The 16,338-nt window shown below is 70.8% G+C and carries 12 protein-coding genes; 2 read left to right on the plus strand and 10 right to left on the minus strand.

Annotated elements, in window-relative coordinates:
- Positions 1 to 41: 41 nt before the first annotated feature.
- Positions 42 to 887, plus strand: a complete 846-nt coding sequence (locus tag ACWENQ_RS20335; RefSeq protein ID WP_449920805.1) for a serine protein kinase RIO — start codon at positions 42 to 44, stop codon at positions 885 to 887.
- 43 nt (positions 888 to 930) lie between these two features.
- Here ACWENQ_RS20335 and ACWENQ_RS20340 read toward each other — a convergent pair whose 3' ends face one another.
- The 9 genes from ACWENQ_RS20340 to ACWENQ_RS20380 all read right to left on the minus strand — a co-directional run bounded on the left by ACWENQ_RS20340 (position 931) and on the right by ACWENQ_RS20380 (position 12,695).
- Complete coding sequence (locus ACWENQ_RS20340; protein ID WP_452415625.1) at positions 931 to 2,502, minus strand: amylo-alpha-1,6-glucosidase; 1,572 nt, start codon at positions 2,500 to 2,502, stop codon at positions 931 to 933.
- Complete coding sequence (locus tag ACWENQ_RS20345; protein WP_449920809.1) at positions 2,502 to 3,323, minus strand: carbohydrate ABC transporter permease; 822 nt, start codon at positions 3,321 to 3,323, stop codon at positions 2,502 to 2,504. The genes ACWENQ_RS20340 and ACWENQ_RS20345 overlap by 1 nt, the downstream gene beginning before the upstream one ends.
- Positions 3,324 to 3,333: 10 nt before the next feature.
- A complete protein-coding gene (locus ACWENQ_RS20350; protein WP_452415627.1) occupies positions 3,334 to 4,263 on the minus strand; it encodes a carbohydrate ABC transporter permease in 930 nt (309 codons plus the stop codon).
- Positions 4,264 to 4,265: 2 nt separating this feature from the next.
- Positions 4,266 to 5,546 (minus strand): ABC transporter substrate-binding protein, encoded by a 1,281-nt coding sequence (locus tag ACWENQ_RS20355; protein ID WP_452415628.1) that lies wholly within the window; start codon positions 5,544 to 5,546, stop codon positions 4,266 to 4,268.
- Positions 5,547 to 5,613: 67 nt separating this feature from the next.
- Complete coding sequence (locus ACWENQ_RS20360) at positions 5,614 to 6,375, minus strand: SDR family NAD(P)-dependent oxidoreductase (protein WP_452415630.1); 762 nt, start codon at positions 6,373 to 6,375, stop codon at positions 5,614 to 5,616.
- Positions 6,372 to 7,871, minus strand: coding sequence for an NAD(+)/NADH kinase (locus ACWENQ_RS20365; protein WP_452415631.1), 1,500 nt, complete (start codon positions 7,869 to 7,871; stop codon positions 6,372 to 6,374). The genes ACWENQ_RS20360 and ACWENQ_RS20365 overlap by 4 nt, the downstream gene beginning before the upstream one ends.
- Complete coding sequence (gene gcvPB / locus ACWENQ_RS20370; protein WP_449920817.1) at positions 7,868 to 9,409, minus strand: aminomethyl-transferring glycine dehydrogenase subunit GcvPB; 1,542 nt, start codon at positions 9,407 to 9,409, stop codon at positions 7,868 to 7,870. The genes ACWENQ_RS20365 and gcvPB overlap by 4 nt, the downstream gene beginning before the upstream one ends.
- On the minus strand, positions 9,406 to 10,731 hold the full coding sequence (gcvPA, locus tag ACWENQ_RS20375) for an aminomethyl-transferring glycine dehydrogenase subunit GcvPA (protein WP_449920819.1): 1,326 nt from the start codon (positions 10,729 to 10,731) through the stop codon (positions 9,406 to 9,408). Before gcvPA ends, gcvPB begins: the two co-directional genes overlap by 4 nt.
- Positions 10,728 to 12,695, minus strand: a complete 1,968-nt coding sequence (locus ACWENQ_RS20380; protein WP_452415632.1) for a beta-galactosidase — start codon at positions 12,693 to 12,695, stop codon at positions 10,728 to 10,730. Before ACWENQ_RS20380 ends, gcvPA begins: the two co-directional genes overlap by 4 nt.
- A gap of 105 nt (positions 12,696 to 12,800) precedes the next feature.
- On the opposite strand from ACWENQ_RS20380, the gene ACWENQ_RS20385 reads away from it, so the two are divergent.
- Positions 12,801 to 13,445 carry a GntR family transcriptional regulator gene (locus ACWENQ_RS20385; protein ID WP_452415633.1) on the plus strand — a complete coding sequence of 215 codons (645 nt, stop codon included), beginning with the start codon at positions 12,801 to 12,803 and terminating at the stop codon, positions 13,443 to 13,445.
- 662 nt (positions 13,446 to 14,107) lie between these two features.
- Here ACWENQ_RS20385 and uvrB read toward each other — a convergent pair.
- Positions 14,108 to 16,243: an excinuclease ABC subunit UvrB gene (uvrB, locus tag ACWENQ_RS20390; protein ID WP_354910583.1), complete on the minus strand. Its 2,136-nt coding sequence runs from the start codon at positions 16,241 to 16,243 to the stop codon at positions 14,108 to 14,110.
- Positions 16,244 to 16,338 lie beyond the last annotated feature (95 nt).

Genomic DNA, 16,338 nt, shown 5'->3' on the forward strand with positions numbered 1-16,338 from the left:
GATCGCGCGCCGGTGGGCATTCTCATCAGGAGAACACCACCGTGCCGAAGAAGAACCGTCTCGACGCCGACGACCTCGAGTGGCTCGAGAACAACCCCGTGGACCTCGACGGGCCGCCCGCCGGTGACCGCTGGTCCACCTGGGATCTCAGCACCCCGACCGAGCGCGGCCCCCGGCCGCATCCCGACTGGCTGGTGACCGAGCTGGCCGCCGTCGACACCGAGCTCGGCATCCTCAAGACCGGCAAGGAAGCCGACGTCCATCTCATCTCGCGCGGCGTTCCCGACACCGACCGGGTGTGCCTGCTGGCCGCCAAGCGCTACCGGTCCAACGATCACCGGCTCTTCCACCGCGACGCCGGATATCTGGAGGGGCGCCGGATGCGCGACTCGCGGGCGAGCAGGGCCATGGCCTCGCGGACCGCGTTCGGCAAGCAGGTGATCGCCGGGCAGTGGGCGCAGGCGGAGTTCGCGGCGCTGGTGCGGCTGTGGAAGCTGGGGTTGCCGGTGCCGTATCCGGTGCAGATCCTCGGCACCGAGATCCTGGAGGAGTTCGTCGGCACCGCCGACGGCTATGCCGCGCCCCGGCTGGCGACCGTCGACGAGGGGCTCGACGATCTGTGGGAGCAGCTGGTGGCGGCCATGGTGACGCTCGCCGGGGAGGGGCTGGCGCACGGCGACCTTTCGCCGTACAACCTGCTGGTGCACGAGGGCCGGCTGGTGATCATCGACCTGCCGCAGATCGTCGACGTGATCGCGCACCCGACGGGGCCCGACTTCCTGGACCGGGACGCGCGCAACGTGGCCACCTGGTTCGCGCACAAGGGCCTGCCCGTCTCGGGGGAGGCCCTTGCGGCGCTGCTGCGCAGCGAGGCCGGCCTGGCGTGACCTTACGGGGCGCCTCCCGCTCGGGACGGCGCCCCCGGTGCGGTCACTGCGCCGCGCCGGCCGTCTCCTCGCGGGCCGGATCGAGGAGGTCCTCGTGGGCCAGGTCGAGGAAGAGCGCGGCCGACCAGCCGAACCCGCTGGTCGCCCGGCCGGCCCTGCGGCCCGTCAGCGGGTTCCAGTACTCGTAGAGGCCGCCGCCGTCGCGGACCATCGCCAGCGTGCGCCGCCGCAGCTCGCGGGCCGTCCCGGGGTGGCCGGACCGGCGCAGCCCTTCGATCAGCAGGTAGTTGATGTTCAGCCAGACCGGCCCGCGCCACATGGCGTCGGGGTCGAACCTCGGGTCGTCGAAGGCGACGGTGGGCACGGGACGTTCGCCCCAGAAGCTCGGCGAGCGCAGGTCCGCCACGAGCCGGGCGGCGATGTCCGAGGGGAGCCTGCCGGTCAGCAGCGGCATGAGCTCCAGCGGGGTGCGCACGGCCACCTCCTGCCCGCCGACCCTGGTGGCGAACCGCGTGCCGGTCCAGCGGCGCGCCACCATGCGGTCGACCAGTTCCTGCGCCCTGGCCCGCCACGGCGACGGGTCGCGGCCGAGCGCGCCGGCGATGTCGCCCAGCCGGTCGTACTGCAGGGCCAGGTAGGAGTTGAGATCGGGGGGCTCGGCGCGCGGCCCGTGATCCCAGACGGGGCTGTCGTCCAGGCCCGAGGAGTACGGGTGGAGGTACTCGGCCAAGCCGTCGCCGTCGGGGTCGGAGTGGGTGAACCACCACTCCTGCGAGCGGACCAGCGGCTCGAAGACCTCGGCCAGGAAGTCGGGGTCCGGGTCCACCTCGTGGATCTTCCACACCGCCCAGGCGGTGAGCGGCGGCTTGGTGACGGGCACGACCTCGCGGACCGGCTCGCCGCCCACGTGCTGGGCCAGGCGGGCCAGGTCCGAGCGGGGCAGGTCGGTGGTCTCGCTGAGCACCCCGTGGTCGTGGACCACGTCGGGGATGAGGCCGTCCGGGCGCTGGTTGTCGAGCAGGATGCGGATCTGCTCCCTGGCCAGCGCGGGGTCGGCGTGCCTGAGCGCGATGGCGTGGAAGTAGGAGTCCCAGTTCCACAGGCCGACGTAGCCGTACTTGGAGGGGATCAGCGACTGCCTGCCCCTGATCGGTACCAGGTTCACCCCGAGCGTCCACCACGCCTGTTCGGCGCGTTCGCGCAACGCCTGCGGCACGGACGGCATGGCGGCGAACCAGTCACGCCAGCGCGCGGCGGCGGCCACCAGCACGCCGGGACCGTCGCCGGTCGGGGAGCCGACCAGTGTGAGGCAGCCGTCGATGTCCGCCTCGCCGCCGTCCCACACCGCCCGCGCGTCCCTGCCGGTCAGCACGATGGTGTCGGGCCCGGCGAAGGCCATCGCCACGCCGCCGGCGAAGTCGATCCGGTCCGGCAGCGCCTGCCGTACCGGCAGCTGCCTGTCGCCGGCGAGGACCCGCAGGCCCGTGAGGACGGTCGTGTCGCTCAGCCGGGTCTCGTACAGGGCTCTGGCGATCCACAGGGAGCCGTCGTCGGCCGCCATCACCAGCAGCCGGGAGCCCCGGTCGGTGAACGGCCGTTCTCTCAGATCCAGCATCAGCGTCCACCCAGTCCGGAAGCCGCCATCGAATTGATGATCTTCCGCTGGCCGATCAGGAAGGCGATCAGCGTCGGCACGACCGCGATCGCCGACCCCGCCAGGATGAGCCCGTAGTCGACCGCCGTGCGCTCCCCGGAGAACTGGCTGAGCAGCAGCGGCACCGTGAACAGCTCCGGCGAGTTCAGGAAGATCAGGGGGAAGAAGAAGGAGTTCCACGAGGCGAGGAAGGCGATGATGCCGAGCGCGCCCAGGCCGGGGCGGATGTTCGGCAGCACGACGTTCCAGAAGCACCGCCAGCGGCCCGCGCCGTCGATCCTGGCGGCCTCCTCCAGCTCCACCGGCACCGCCCTGATGAACTGGCGCAGCAGGAACACCGCGAACGGGTTCGCGATCGTCGGCACGATCAGCGCCAGGTGCGAGTCGATCCACCCGAACTCCGCCAGCATGAGGTAGAGCGGGACGATCGTGACCTGCACCGGCACCATCTGGGTGGCCAGGAACACCACGAACAGCACGCCTGAACCCTTGAACCTGATCCGGGCGAAGGCGTAGGCGGCCATGGCCGACGTCAGCAGCGTGAGCGCGACGTTGAGCACGGCGATGTAGAAGCTGTTCCAGTACGCGGTGCCGAACGGCATCGCCGCCAGCGCGTCGGGATAGTTCTCCCACCGCCACGGGGCGGGCAGCCAGTCGAGCGGGTTGTTGAGCATCTGCCGCACGCCCTTGAAGGACGTCAGCAGCATCCATACGAACGGGAAGAGCATCGCCAGCCCGCCGATGGTGAGCGCGGCGTGCAGGGCTACCTGCCGGTGTCGCATCCGGGCTCCCTCACGTGTCGTAGTGGACGAGGCGCTTCTGCGCGGCGAACTGGACAAGGGTCACCAGCAGCGTCAGGACCAGCAGGATCAGCGAGGCGGCGCTGCTCATGCCGAACTCGAAGTCCTGGAAGCCGAGCTCGTAGACCTGGTAGACGATGGTGCGGGCGCCCTCGTTGTACTTCGGGTTGACCAGCACGTAGATCTGGTCGAAGGCCTGGAACGAGCTGATCACCGCGACCACCGTCGAGAAGAAGATGGTGGGCGAGAGCAGGGGCAGGGTGACCGAACGGAAGATGCGCAGGCTGCCCGCGCCGTCCATCCTGGCGGCCTCGACGATCTGCGGCGGGATGGTCTGCAGCCCGGCCAGGAAGATCACCACGTTGAGGCCGAGGGTCGACCAGATCGTCACGACGGCGATGGCCACGATCACCCAGCCGGGGTCGCGCAGCCAGTCGGGCGCGGTGATGCCGAACCAGCGCTGCAGCGAGGTGTTCAGCACGCCGTACTCGTCGCCGGCCAGGATGATCTGCCACATCAGCGCGACGGCCACCGAGCTGGTGACCACCGGCATGAAGTACAGCACGCGGTAGAAGCCGCTGCCCTTGACGCTGTTCAGCGCGATCGCGATGAGCAGCGCCAGGGCGAGCCCGAACGGGACGGTCAGCAGCGCGAGCTTGATCGTGTTCCACACGGCCAGCCCGAACTCGGGGTCGGACAGCTGGGCGGCGAAGTTGTCCAGGCCCACCCAGTCCTTCTCGCCGAGCCCGTCCCATCGCATGAAGGCCAGCACGACGGCGAAGCCGAGCGGGAAGACCAGGAACAGGGCCAGCGCGACGAGCTGCGGCCCGAGGAAGAACGCGGCCCACCAGCCGTCCCTGTTCCTGATGGTCTGCTTCCCCCGGGCGGCCGCCCGGGGGCGCGCCTCGGTGACGATGGCCACGGCTAGCCCAGCTTGCTCTCGACGAGCTTCTGCAGTTCGTCCATGCCCTGGTCGAAGCCGACCTTACCGGTCCACACCTTCATCAGGTGCTCGTTGATGTCGGCGGTGAGGCCGGGCACGGACACCTCCTCGGAATAGTTCGCGAAGCCGGTGTCGCGCACGTCGAGGAAGGTCTGGGCGTGGGCGGGGTAGTTGTCGCCCAGGACGACCTGCTCGGCGCCCTTGATGGACGGCACGGCGCCGCCGTCCTTGAGCCGCAGCAGCTGTCCGTCCTTGCCGACGAACTCGGTGAAGAAGGTGAAGGCCTCCTTCGGCAGCTTGGTGTCCTTGTTGATCGCCAGGTAGGAGGCGGCGACCGCGCCGGGCATCGGCTCACCGGTCGGCGAGGGGAACGGCACGACGTCGTAGTTGCCGAGGTCGCCGCCCTTCCTGAGCGAGTCGATCATCCATCGGCCGCCGGCGTAGAAGCCGGCCTTGTGCTTGAGGAACTGCGTGCTGGGCCCGTTGCTGTCGGGCAGCGTGTCGGCGCTGAGGAAGGTCTCGTCCTGGTAGCCCTTGGCCAGCGTCTGCAACGCCTCGCGGGACTTGGCGTCGGTGGTGGCCACGAACTTGCCGCCGTCCCACACCTTGCCGCCGAAGCCGTTGATCATCGAGTACGTCGAGCCGTACCAGTTCCAGAAGATCGAACCGGCCTTGCCCGCCGCCTTGAGCTTGGTGTTCATCTCCAGGTACTTGGCCATGGTCCACTGCTTGGCCTCGTGGAGGGCGGCGGGGTCCTCGGTGATCCCGGCGTCCTTCAGGGCCTGCTTGTCGAACCAGAGGACCTCGGGGTTGGTGTCGTTGGGGACGCCGTAGATCTTCCCGTCGCGCTTGGCGCCGCCGTACACGCCCTCGAAGAAGTCCTCCGGCTTGCTCTTGGAGTCAGCCCCGGCGAGCTGGTCGTTGAGCGGGGAGAGCACGCCGGCGGAGACGAACTTGCCGATGTTGTCGTCGCCCACGAAGAACACGTCGGGCGCCGTCTTGCTGGTGAGCTGGGCCAGCAGCTTGGGGTGGTACTCCTCGTACTTGGCGACCGACTCCATCTTGAGCCGGATGCCGGGGTGGCGCTTGTGGAAGTCCTCGGTGAACTTCTCGTACAGCTTCACGTCCTCGGCCGATCCCCAGGTGGACCAGCGGACGGTGACCTGGCCGCCGCTCGTGCCGGGAACGTTGCCGCCGCCGCTGCCGCTGCACGCGGTGGTGGCGAGGGCGAGTGCGCCCAGGAGGGCTAGCGCACGCTTCATGGTGGCTCCTTCAGGCTTTTCGGGGGGTGGTGAGGCGATTCGGGGCCCGGGGGACGGGCCCGGGGGGTCAGGCGAGGCCGCCGCCGTCGACGACGAGGGCCGATCCTGTGATGTAGCTGGCGGCGTCGCTGGCCAGGAAGAGCACGGACTGGGCGATCTCGTCCGGGGTGCCGGACCTGCCCATCGGCCGGTCGGCCGCGTCGGCCTCGAAGGCCGACCAGTCCTCGCCGAGCTGGCGGGCCTCGTCGCGCAGCATCGGCGTGTCGGTGTCGCCGGGGTTCACCGAGTTGACGCGGATGCCGGCCTTGGCGTGGTCGATGGCCAGGGCCCTGGTCATGTTGACGACGGCGGCCTTGGAGGCGCAGTAGGAGATGGCGTTGCCACCGCCCTTGAGGCCCCAGCCGGAGCCGGTGTTGATGACGGAGCCGCCCTCGGTCATGGCCGGGATGGCGTGCTTGCACATGAGGAAGACGGACCGCACGTTGACCGCCATGACGCGGTCCCACTCCTCGACGTCGAGGTCCAGGGCGGTGGTCCGGCGGATGATGCCGGCGTTGTTGAACAGCACGTGCAGCCCGCCGAAGGTGTCGACGGCGGTGCGGACGATCCGTGCGCAGTCGTCGGGGTCCGACACGTCGGCCCGCACCGCCACGGCGGCCTTGTCGCCCGCCTCGGCCGCGATCTGCTCGGTCGTCGCCTCGGCTCCGGGGCCGTCGAGGTCGGCGACCACCACCTGGGCGCCCTCGCGGGCGAACAGCAGCGCCGTCGCCCGCCCGATGCCCGAGGCACCGCCTGTGACGATCGCGACCTTGCCCTCGAGCGTCTTCATCCGTGGAACTCCTCACTTGCTGTACAGATCTGGTAAATCGTGCTTTCGCGGTATCCGGTGATCACCTGGACGTGGCCGCTGAGCTTGCGGTCCAGGTCCTCGTCGCCGCTGTCGGCCAGCAGTGGCCGGCCCCGCAACGCGGCCAGCTTCTGCGGGGTGGAGACCACCAGCAGGCGCCGCGCGGCGGCGTCGCCGTACCCGATGACCGCGTCGAGCACCCGGGGCGAGATCTGCTGGTTGCCGCGGCCGAGGACGAACCCCTGCCCGCCGATCACCGACAGCACGACGACCGCCTCCCGGCCCGCGACGAGAGCCAGCAGTTCCGGCTCGGAGACGTCGCCCGCCACCAGCACGCCCGTCTCACCGGACTCGACCACGTCCACCCCGAGCAGCGTGGTCGCCAGCCCGAGGGCGCGGCCGACCGCCTGCGTGGTCGCGCCGGGGCCCAGGACGTAGCGGACGCCGGGCCGCATGCGGGCCACGACCTCCCGCGCGATGCCCTCGACGGTGGCCGGGCCGATCCCGCTGGATCCGGCCTTCCGGCCCGACAGGCCGGCCCTGGCGGCGGGGACGCGCAGGATTCCGTAGAGGCGCGGGCTCACCTGTCCCTGCCGGTAGCGCTCCTCGTCGAGATCCACCACCTCGGCCTCCACCGTGCCCGGTACCTCCGGGCCTGGCGCCGCCGTGCCCGGTACCACCGGGCCTGGTGTCGCCGGGCCTGGTGTCGCCGGGCCTGGTGTCGCCGGGCCTGGTGTCGCCGGGCCTGGTGCCGCCGGGACCGATTGCGCCGGGTCCGGGTCCGCCGGGTCCGGGTCCGCCGGGACCGCCGTCCCGGCGCCGCGCCGCAGGCCGGCCTCGGCGGCAGAGAGATGGTCGGCGGCGAGCAGTCCCGCCGCGGCCGGGCTGACCGCGAAGCAGCCCGAGTAGACCTTCACCCCCGCCGGGATCCCCAGCACCGGGGGCGCCTGGTCGCCGAGCCCGCCGACCGCGTCGAGCACGTCCCGCGCGGTCCCGTCGCCGCCGGCGAACAGCAGCAGGTCGACGTCGGCGAGCGCGCCGACCGCCAGCCGCGTGTCACGTGCAGTGGTGGCCACGCCCACCGGGAGGTCCGTCTCCGGCGTTCCGGCGCCCGCCGAGAGGTCCGCTCCCGGCGTTCCGATGCCCGCCGGGAGGTCGGTTTCCGGCGTTCCGGCGTCCGCCGGGGCCGGCCGTACCAGGGTGAAGGACGCTCCGGCGGCGCGGGCGCTGTCCTCGCCCATCGGACCCGGCACCGTGACCACGCGGGTGCCGGGACGGCGGGCCAGCAGGGCGCGGACGGCGCGCGCCGCCCGCTCCCCCGCCCTGGGCGTCGCGCCCCTGGCCAGGGCCTCACGCTGGATCCGCGCGCCGTCGCTGCCCTTCAGACCCGCCGCCCCGCCCAGCCCGGCCACCGGGTTCACGATCAGCCCGACCACCGCGGCGCGGGCCGGGCGCGGGGCGGGCAGGCCGGCGGTCATGACAGGTGCTTGCGGACGTAGGCGCGCCAGGTGGGCGCCCACTCCTTGGGGTCGTCGAGCGGCGTCGGGTCGATCTTGTGCACGCTCTGGTTGTACGGCGCGCCCTTGACGAACTCGGGGTCGCGGCGCGCCTCGTCGGCCACGTGGGCCAGGATGGCGGCGTACTCGTCCAGGTCCTCCTTCGAGTACGACTCCGTGGGCTCCAGCGTGAACGGCTCCGGCACCAGGTAGGGGTGGTGGCTGGTCCAGTAGTGGACGCCGAAGTCGGCCGCCCTGACGCCGATCTCCTCCGAGTGGACCCCGGTCTCCTCCGACAGCTCCTGCCAGGAGTAGCGCACCTGCTCGACGCGCCGCTTGTCCCAGGGCGCCGACGCGCCGGGAATCTGCAGGATCTTGTGCATCAGGTAGTTGTTGTTGAGCACGGCCGTCTCGGCCACCTGCCGCAGACCCTCGCCGCCGAGGGCCATGATCCAGGCGTAGGCGCGGACGATGTTGGGGGTCACGCCGAGGAAGGGACGCACCTTGCCGATCGAGCGGGACGGGGTCTCCAGGCCGTAGGCCGAGCCGTCGAAGCTGACGACGGGGCCGGGCAGGAACGGCTCCAGCGCCTCGGAGACGCCGCACGCGCCCGCCGCGGGGCCGCCGCAGGCGTGCGGCGTGGAGAAGGTCTTGTGCAGGTTGAAGTGGCACAGGTCGAATCCGGCGTCCCTGGCCCTGGTGATGCCGAGGATGCCGTTGGCGTTGGCCTGGTCGTAGCAGGCCAGGCCGCCCACGCCGTGCACCAGCTCGACGAACTCCCTGATGCGGGGGTTGAAGATGCCGGTGTCCTCCGGATTGGTGATCATCAGGGCGGCGGTGCGGGGGCCGACGGCCGCGCGCAGCGCCTCGATGTCGGGATAGCCGTCGGCGTCCGGCATCAGGGTGATCACTTCGTAGCCGGCGGTCTTGGCGCAGGCGGCGTTCGACGGGTGGGAGAACATCGTGGTGATGACCTGGTCGCGGTGGCCCTCGCCGTTGGCGGCGTGGTAGGCGCGGATCATGGCGATGTTCGCGTAGATGGCCGCCGACCCCGATCCGGGCTGGAGGGAGACCCTGGACATGCCGGAGATCTCCGCCAGCATCCGCTCCAGCCGCCAGTAGATCTCCAGGACGCCCTGGACGGTCTCCTCGTGCTGCAGCGGGTGCACCTCGGCGATCGCGGCGGCGAACCTGTCGTTGACCTTGGGGCTGTACTTCATCGTGCAGGTGCCCTGGCCGACGTCGATGTTCAGGTCGACGCCGAGGTTCTCCTGCGACAGGCGCAGGTAGTGCCGCAGCACGTGCAGCTGCGCCATCTCGGGCAGCTTCGGGGGCTCGGCGCGCCGTACGGACTCGGGCAGCTCCACGCGCGGCGCGCCCGGCTCCGGCACGGCCAGGCCGCGGCGGCCGGGGGCCGACAGCTCGAAGATGATCGGCTCGTCCCAGCGGGCCTGGTGGAAGCGGCGCAGCGGCGGCTTCGGCGCGACGGGGAGTTCGGCGAAGGACTCACCGGTGTTCACAGCACCTCCTGGACGGCTGCGGCGAGGCGGTCGATGTCGGCGATGGAGTGGCGCTCGGTCACGCAGACCAGCACTGTGCGGTCGTCGAGGGCGACGCCGCCGTAGATGCCGCGGGCGCGCAACCCGTCGAGCAGGGCCCGGCTGGAGGGCACCTCGATGGCGAACTCGCGGAAGTGGATCGCGTCCCTGTGCAGCACGGTGACGGATCCGGCGAGGGCGTCCATGGCGTAGCGGGTGCGGGCCAGGACGGTCTCGCCCAGCTCGCGCATGCCCTCCGGCCCCATGAGCGCCAGGTAGACGCCCGCCGTGATGCCCCAGAGGGCGGCCGCGGTGCCGACCCACTCCTTGCCCTCCTCGCGCAGGGCGAAGGAGGTGCGGTCGTAGTAGACGTCGCCGAAGCCGTACTCGCCGGGGACCTTGGTGGGCGCGATGCCGAACAGCCGGGAGGGGAACTCGGCGACCAGCGGCTCGTGGTCCTGGGTGGCGATGTAGCCGGCGTGGCCGCCGCCGTAGCTCTGGTGCATGCCGAGCGACTGGATGTCGCCGCAGACGATGTCGGCGCCGTAGGCGGCCGGCGGGGCCAGCACCCCGAGCGAGATCGGGTCGGCGCCGACCACGAGCAGCGCGCCGTGGGCGTGGGCGAGGTCGGCCAGCTCCCGTCCGCGGGTCTCGACGACGCCGTAGACGTTGGGCGTCTCCAGGTAGACGGCCGCGTAGGAGTCGTCGAACGCCGAGACGGAGATCTCGCCGCCGTCCCCGACCGGGGCCAGGACGATCTCGATGTCGGGGCTGAGGAAGTCGCGCAGCTTGCTCAGCTTGTCGGCGCTGACGGCCGCGCTGAGGAGCACCTTCGAGCGCCCGGTGTAACGGCAGGCCATGCGCAGGGCCGTGCCCGCCGCCTGGAAGCCGTCGTAGGTCGGGACGTTGACCACGTCCATCTCGAGCAGCTCGCCCATCATGCTGACGTACTCGAACAGGGCCTGGAAACGCCCGTGGTCCTCGTACGGCTCGCCGGCGTAGGCGGTCAGGAACTCGCTGCGGGAGTTGACCTCGTCGCAGACGGCCGGCACGTGGTGGGGGTAGCAGCCGTGCCCGAGGAAGCTCAGCGCCTGCTCGGTGTCGGTGACGCGGTCGAGCAGGCCCTTCATGTGGCGCACGAGGTCGCGCTCGGCCGGGAACGGCTCCGGGAGGTCGAGCGGCCTGGCCAGCCGCAGCTCCGCCGGGATGTCGGCGTAGAACTCCTCGACGCTCGCCGCGCCGATGGCGGCGAGCATCTCCGCCCGCACGCCGGGCTCGGCGTTCGGGATGTAGGGGTGCGTCACGTGTCTCCTTCGATCCTCAGCACGACGGCGTCGCGCGGGGCGAGTTGGATGGTGCCTCGCAGGTCGGTCTGGGTGAGCAGGTCCCTGCCCGGCCTCGGGAGGGTGACCTGTTGCGGGGTGGCGGTGTGGTTGAGCAGGAAGAGGTGGTTCTCCCGCCGGGTGGCCTCCACGCCCGCGGGGACGTCGATCGCCTCCACCCCGTGAAGCACCCGGTCGAGGACGGGCGTGACGTCGTCGAGCAGGCAGCTGACGTAGGTGACGGTGCCGTTGCGGGTGACGGCGGGCAGGCCGTCCAGGTCGCCGCCCTCGTAGCGGGCCAGCACCTCGACGGCGTCGCCGACCAGGCGCGGCCATTCGGCCCACGTGCGGGCGAGGCCGGGGGTGCCATCGGCGTGCCGTACCGGCTGGGCGGTCCCGTCGGGCAGCGGCCAGAACTCGTCGATCGCGACGCCCAGCAGGTCGCGCAGCGGGCCGGGGGCGCCGCCGTCGTGGACCTGGTCGGAGGCGTCGACCACGCCGCTGAACGGGCCGACGACCAGCTCGCCGGTGACCGACGCGAGGGCCTTGGCCTGCTCGGCCGTGCACAGGTACAGGTTGGGGACGATCACGACGCGGTAGGCCGACAGGTCGCGGTCCGGCGGCGCCAGGTCGACCGCGATCCCGCGGGCGTGCAGCGGCGCGTACCAGGCCAGCAGCAGATCCTTGAGCTTGAGGCGGTTGGAGGGCATCGACTCCGGCGCCTCCAGGCCCCACCAGCTGTCCCAGTCCATGACCAGCGCCACCTCGGCGCGCGTGGCGGTGCCCGCGACCTGGGCCAGTCGCCGCAGGTCGGCGCCGAGCCGCAGCGTGTCCTGCCAGCCGCGCGTCCGGGTGCCGCCGTGCGGGAGGAGGGCCGAGTGGAACTTCTCCGGGCCGTACTTGGCCTGGCGCCACTGGAAGAACATCACCCCGTCGGCGCCGTGGGCCACCGCCTGGAGGCTGTGCAGGCGCATCATGCCGGGCGGCTTGGCCACGTTGACCTCGCGCCACGACACCGCCGAGGGCGCCGACTCCAGCAGCAGCCAGGGGCGCTGCTTGAGCGAGCGCATGAGGTCGTAGCTGAGGGCGATCGCCACGTGCGAGTGCGGGTCGGCGGGGTCGGGGTAGGCGTCGTCGCTCACCAGGTCCTCGGCCGCGGCCCACGCCCAGTAGTCGAGGCCGTGCAGGATGCTCATGAAGTTCGTGGTGACGGGTACGGCGGGCGTCACCTCGCGCAGCGCGTCCCGCTCGGCGGTGAACAGCTCCAGCAGGGCGGCGCTGCAGAAGCGGCGCCAGTCGAGCAGCTGGGCGGGGTTGACCGGCCCGGGCGCCTTGCGGGGCGGCTCGATCTGCCCGAAACCCGTGTAGTGCTGGCCCCAGCAGGAGGTGCCCCAGGCGTCGTTCAGCGCGCCGATCGTGCCGTAGCGGGCCTCGAGCCAGGCGCGGAAGTGCCGGGCCGACTCGGGGCAGAAGCATTCGAGCGTGTGGTCGGCGTACTCGTTGCCCACGTGCCACATCGCCAGCGCCGGATGATCGGCGTACCGGGTGGCCATCGCCGTCGCGAGGCGCACGGCGTGCTCACGGAAGATCGGCGAACTCGGGCAGTACCCCTGCCGGGACCCGAACTCCAGCCGCACCCCCTGGGCGTCCACCGGCATGATTTCCGGATGCTCCCGAACCAGCCAAGGCGGCGGGGTGGCGGTGGCGGTCGCCAGGTCGGCGGTCACCCCGTGCTCGTGGAGCAGGTCGAGGACCCGGTCCAGCCAGCCGAACTCGTACACGCCTGGTTGGGGCTCCAGCCTTGACCAGGAGAAAACCGCGACGGTGGCCATCGTGACCCCGGCCTCGGACATGAGCCGCACGTCCTCGGCCCAGACCTCCTCCGGCCACTGCTCGGGGTTGTAGTCACCGCCGAACAGCAGTCCCGGCACTCGGGTCAGGCGCACTGATCGCTCCTTCCGGACATCCGAAATCTGTATACAGAATTCATAGTGCTGTATTTTGCATGCCGTCAAGGGTTAAGCTGATCAGGGCCGAACCGAAGGAGTGATATGCCGATCGACCGGCGACCGCTACGCGAGCAGATCAGGGAAGAGCTGCTGAGCAGGCTCGATCGAGGCGACTTCGCCGCGGGGACCGACATCAACGAGGTCACGCTGGCCGCCGACCTGGGCGTCAGCCGCACCCCCCTGCGCGAGGCGCTGATCACTCTGGCGGGTGAAGGCGTGCTGGAGAGCAACCAGGGCCGCGGGTTCCGGTTCGCCCCGGTGAGCAGGAAGGAGTTCAGGGAGCTCTGCGAGATCGTCGCCGCGCTGGAGTCGCTCGCGCTCGACTGCTCCGACCCGGCCTACCTGCGCGAGATCGGCCCCAAGCTGCTCGAGCTGGCCCGCGACTTCCCCGACCGGATCGCGGAGCAGCAGGAGATAGAGCGGCACGACGACGAGTGGCACGACCTGCTGCTGAGCGGCTGCCGCAACGAGCGGCTGCTGGACCTCATCACCAGCGTCAAGGCCGGGATGCGCCGCTACGCCCACCTGCTCGCCGGCGACGAGACGCCCCTCGAACGCGAGGCGGCCGAACACTGCCGCGTGGCCGAACTCCTCATGACCGGCGATCTCGCCCAGGCCGGCGAGGCGCTGCGCGACAACTGGATCAACGGCATGGAACGCATGATGTCGCACATCCCCGCCTCCTGACCGGGCACACCCGCCCCTTCACCACCGCAGGACACGCGTGTCGTGCCCCTTCTGGATGCGTGCTGCAGCTCTTCCCGGTGGCAGCGTGATGCGGCCCTTCCAGGGTGGATACGTGCTGCGGCCCTTTCGGATGCGTGATACGGCCCTTCCCAGGTGGCAGCGTGATGCGGCCCTTCCAGGGTGGATACGTGCTGCGGCCCTTTCGGATGCGTGATACGGCGCTTCCGGGTGGATGCGTGATACGGCCCTTCGGGGTGCGTGATGCGCCCCTTCGGGCCGGCCGGATGCTCCTCTTGGGCGGCGTCGAACCGCGGACAGGCGGTCCGGTCTGGCCAGGTCGCCCACAACCCTGAGTCCGTCACCAACCCGGCAGGCGCTCACCCTGACGATCAGCCCGCAGAGCCGGCGTCGGGGACATCAGCCGGAGTCCCGCTGGAGTACGCGTGATGGACGGGCGGCCACCGGTGACCACGGTGGCCGTGACCCCGCTTGCCGTACGGGCGGGCACCCACCAGCGGCCCCGACCACACCCCACGGATATCGGCCGACACCCCAGGAACGCCCCGCTACAGACACCCAGGGGACGCCGACCGACACCCCGCGGACGCCGGGGTAAGGGCCCCGTCGCAGGTCGGCGAGGGACCCTGGACATACCGGCGGGGCTATTTCACCCCGGCCTCGCGCATGTCGCGGAGTTCGCGCTTGAGCTCCTTGATCTCGTCGCGCAGCCGGGCCGCCACCTCGAACTGCAGGTCGGCCGCCGCCTGGTGCATCTGCTCGGTGAGCGAGTCGATGAGCGTCTCCATCTGGGCGCGCGGCATCTCGCCCGCGATCGCCTTGGCGTGCTGGCCGGCCGGGGTCGCGCCGGAGGCACGCAGTGCGCGCTGCGCGGCGAAGCCCGGCACCGGCGCCTTGCCGCGCGACTGCTGCCTGCCGCTGCCCATCAGCTGCTCGGTGTCGGCGTCCTCGCGCTGCAGCGAGTCGAGGATGTCGGCGATCTTCTTGCGCAGCGGCTTCGGGTCGATGCCGTTGGCCTCGTTGTAGGCGATCTGCTTGGCGCGGCGCCGCGAGGTCTCCTCGATCGCCCGTTCCATCGACGGGGTGATCTTGTCGGCGTACATGTGGACCTGGCCGGACACGTTGCGGGCCGCGCGGCCGATCGTCTGGATCAGGGAGGTCTCCGAGCGCAGGAAGCCCTCCTTGTCGGCGTCGAGGATGGCCACCAGCGAGACCTCGGGCAGGTCGAGGCCCTCCCGCAGCAGGTTGATGCCGACCAGCACGTCGAACTCGCCCATGCGCAGCTCGCGCAGCAGCTCGATCCGGCGCAGCGTGTCGACCTCGCTGTGCAGGTAGCGGACCCGGATGCCGAGCTCGAGGAGGTAGTCGGTCAGGTCTTCGGCCATCTTCTTGGTGAGTGTGGTGACCAGGACCCGCTCGTCCCTGTCGGCCCGCTCGCGGATCTCGTGGACCAGGTCGTCGATCTGGCCCTTGGTCGGCTTGACGACGACCTCGGGGTCGACGAGGCCGGTCGGGCGGATGACCTGCTCGACCACCTCGCCCTTGACCCTGCCGAGCTCGTAGGTGCCCGGCGTGGCCGACAGGTAGACGGTCTGGCCGATCCGCTCCAGGAACTCCTCCCACTTCAGCGGCCGGTTGTCGAGCGCCGACGGCAGGCGGAAGCCGTGGTCGACGAGGGTGCGCTTGCGGGAGGCGTCGCCTTCGTACATGGCGCCGATCTGCGGCACCGTCTGGTGGGACTCGTCGAGGACCAGCAGGAAGTCTTCGGGGAAGTAGTCGAGCAGCGTGTTGGGCGCGCTGCCCGCCTCGCGGCCGTCCATGTGGCGCGAGTAGTTCTCGATGCCGGCGCAGGTGCCGACCTGACGCATCATCTCGATGTCGTAGGTGGTGCGCATGCGCAGCCGCTGGGCCTCCAGCAGCTTGCCCTGCCGCTCCAGCTCGGCCAGCCGCCCGGTCAGCTCGGCCTCGATGCCCTCGACGGCCCTGGCCATGCGCTCCTCGCCCGCGACGTAGTGGGAGGCGGGGAAGATGTAGAGCTCCTCGTCCTCGGTGATGACGTCGCCGGTCAGCGGGTGCATCGTGGAGAGCTTCTCGATCTCGTCGCCGAACATCTCGATGCGCACGGCCAGCTCTTCGTACTTCGGGATGATCTCGATCGTGTCGCCGCGCACCCGGAACGTGCCGCGCGTGAAGGCCAGGTCGTTGCGGGTGTACTGCATGTCGACCAGGCGGCGCAGCAGCTGGTCGCGGTCGACCTCCATGCCGACGCGCAGCCTGGTCATGCGGTCGACGTACTCCTGGGGCGTGCCCAGGCCGTAGATGCACGAGACCGAGGCGACCACGATGGTATCGCGCCTGGTGAGCAACGAGTTTGTCGCCGAGTGGCGCAGCCGCTCGACCTCGTCGTTGATCGAGGAGTCCTTCTCGATGTAGGTGTCGCTCTGCGGCACGTAGGCCTCAGGCTGGTAGTAGTCGTAGTAGGAGACGAAGTACTCGACCGCGTTGTTGGGCAGCATCTCACGCAGCTCGTTGGCGAACTGCGCGGCCAGTGTCTTGTTGGGCTGCATGACGAGCGCGGGCCGCTGCAGGCGCTCGATCAGCCAGGCGACCGTGGCGGTCTTGCCCGTGCCAGTGGCGCCGAGCAGCACGTTGTCCTTCTCCCCCGCCTTCACCCTGCGCTCCAGCTCGGCGATCGCCGTCGGCTGGTCGCCGGAGGGGGTCATCTCGGTGACGACCTCGAAGGGCGCCACCTTGCGCTGCAAATCTGTTACCGGCCGCATGTCATTCACTGTAGGTGGTGGGACTGACATTTCTCACGGCAAGCCCGCCCGCTGACGCCTGCCCGGCCACTCCGGCGGGACTCCTGGTACACGCG

This window comes from Nonomuraea sp. NPDC004354 (genome assembly GCF_053602555.1).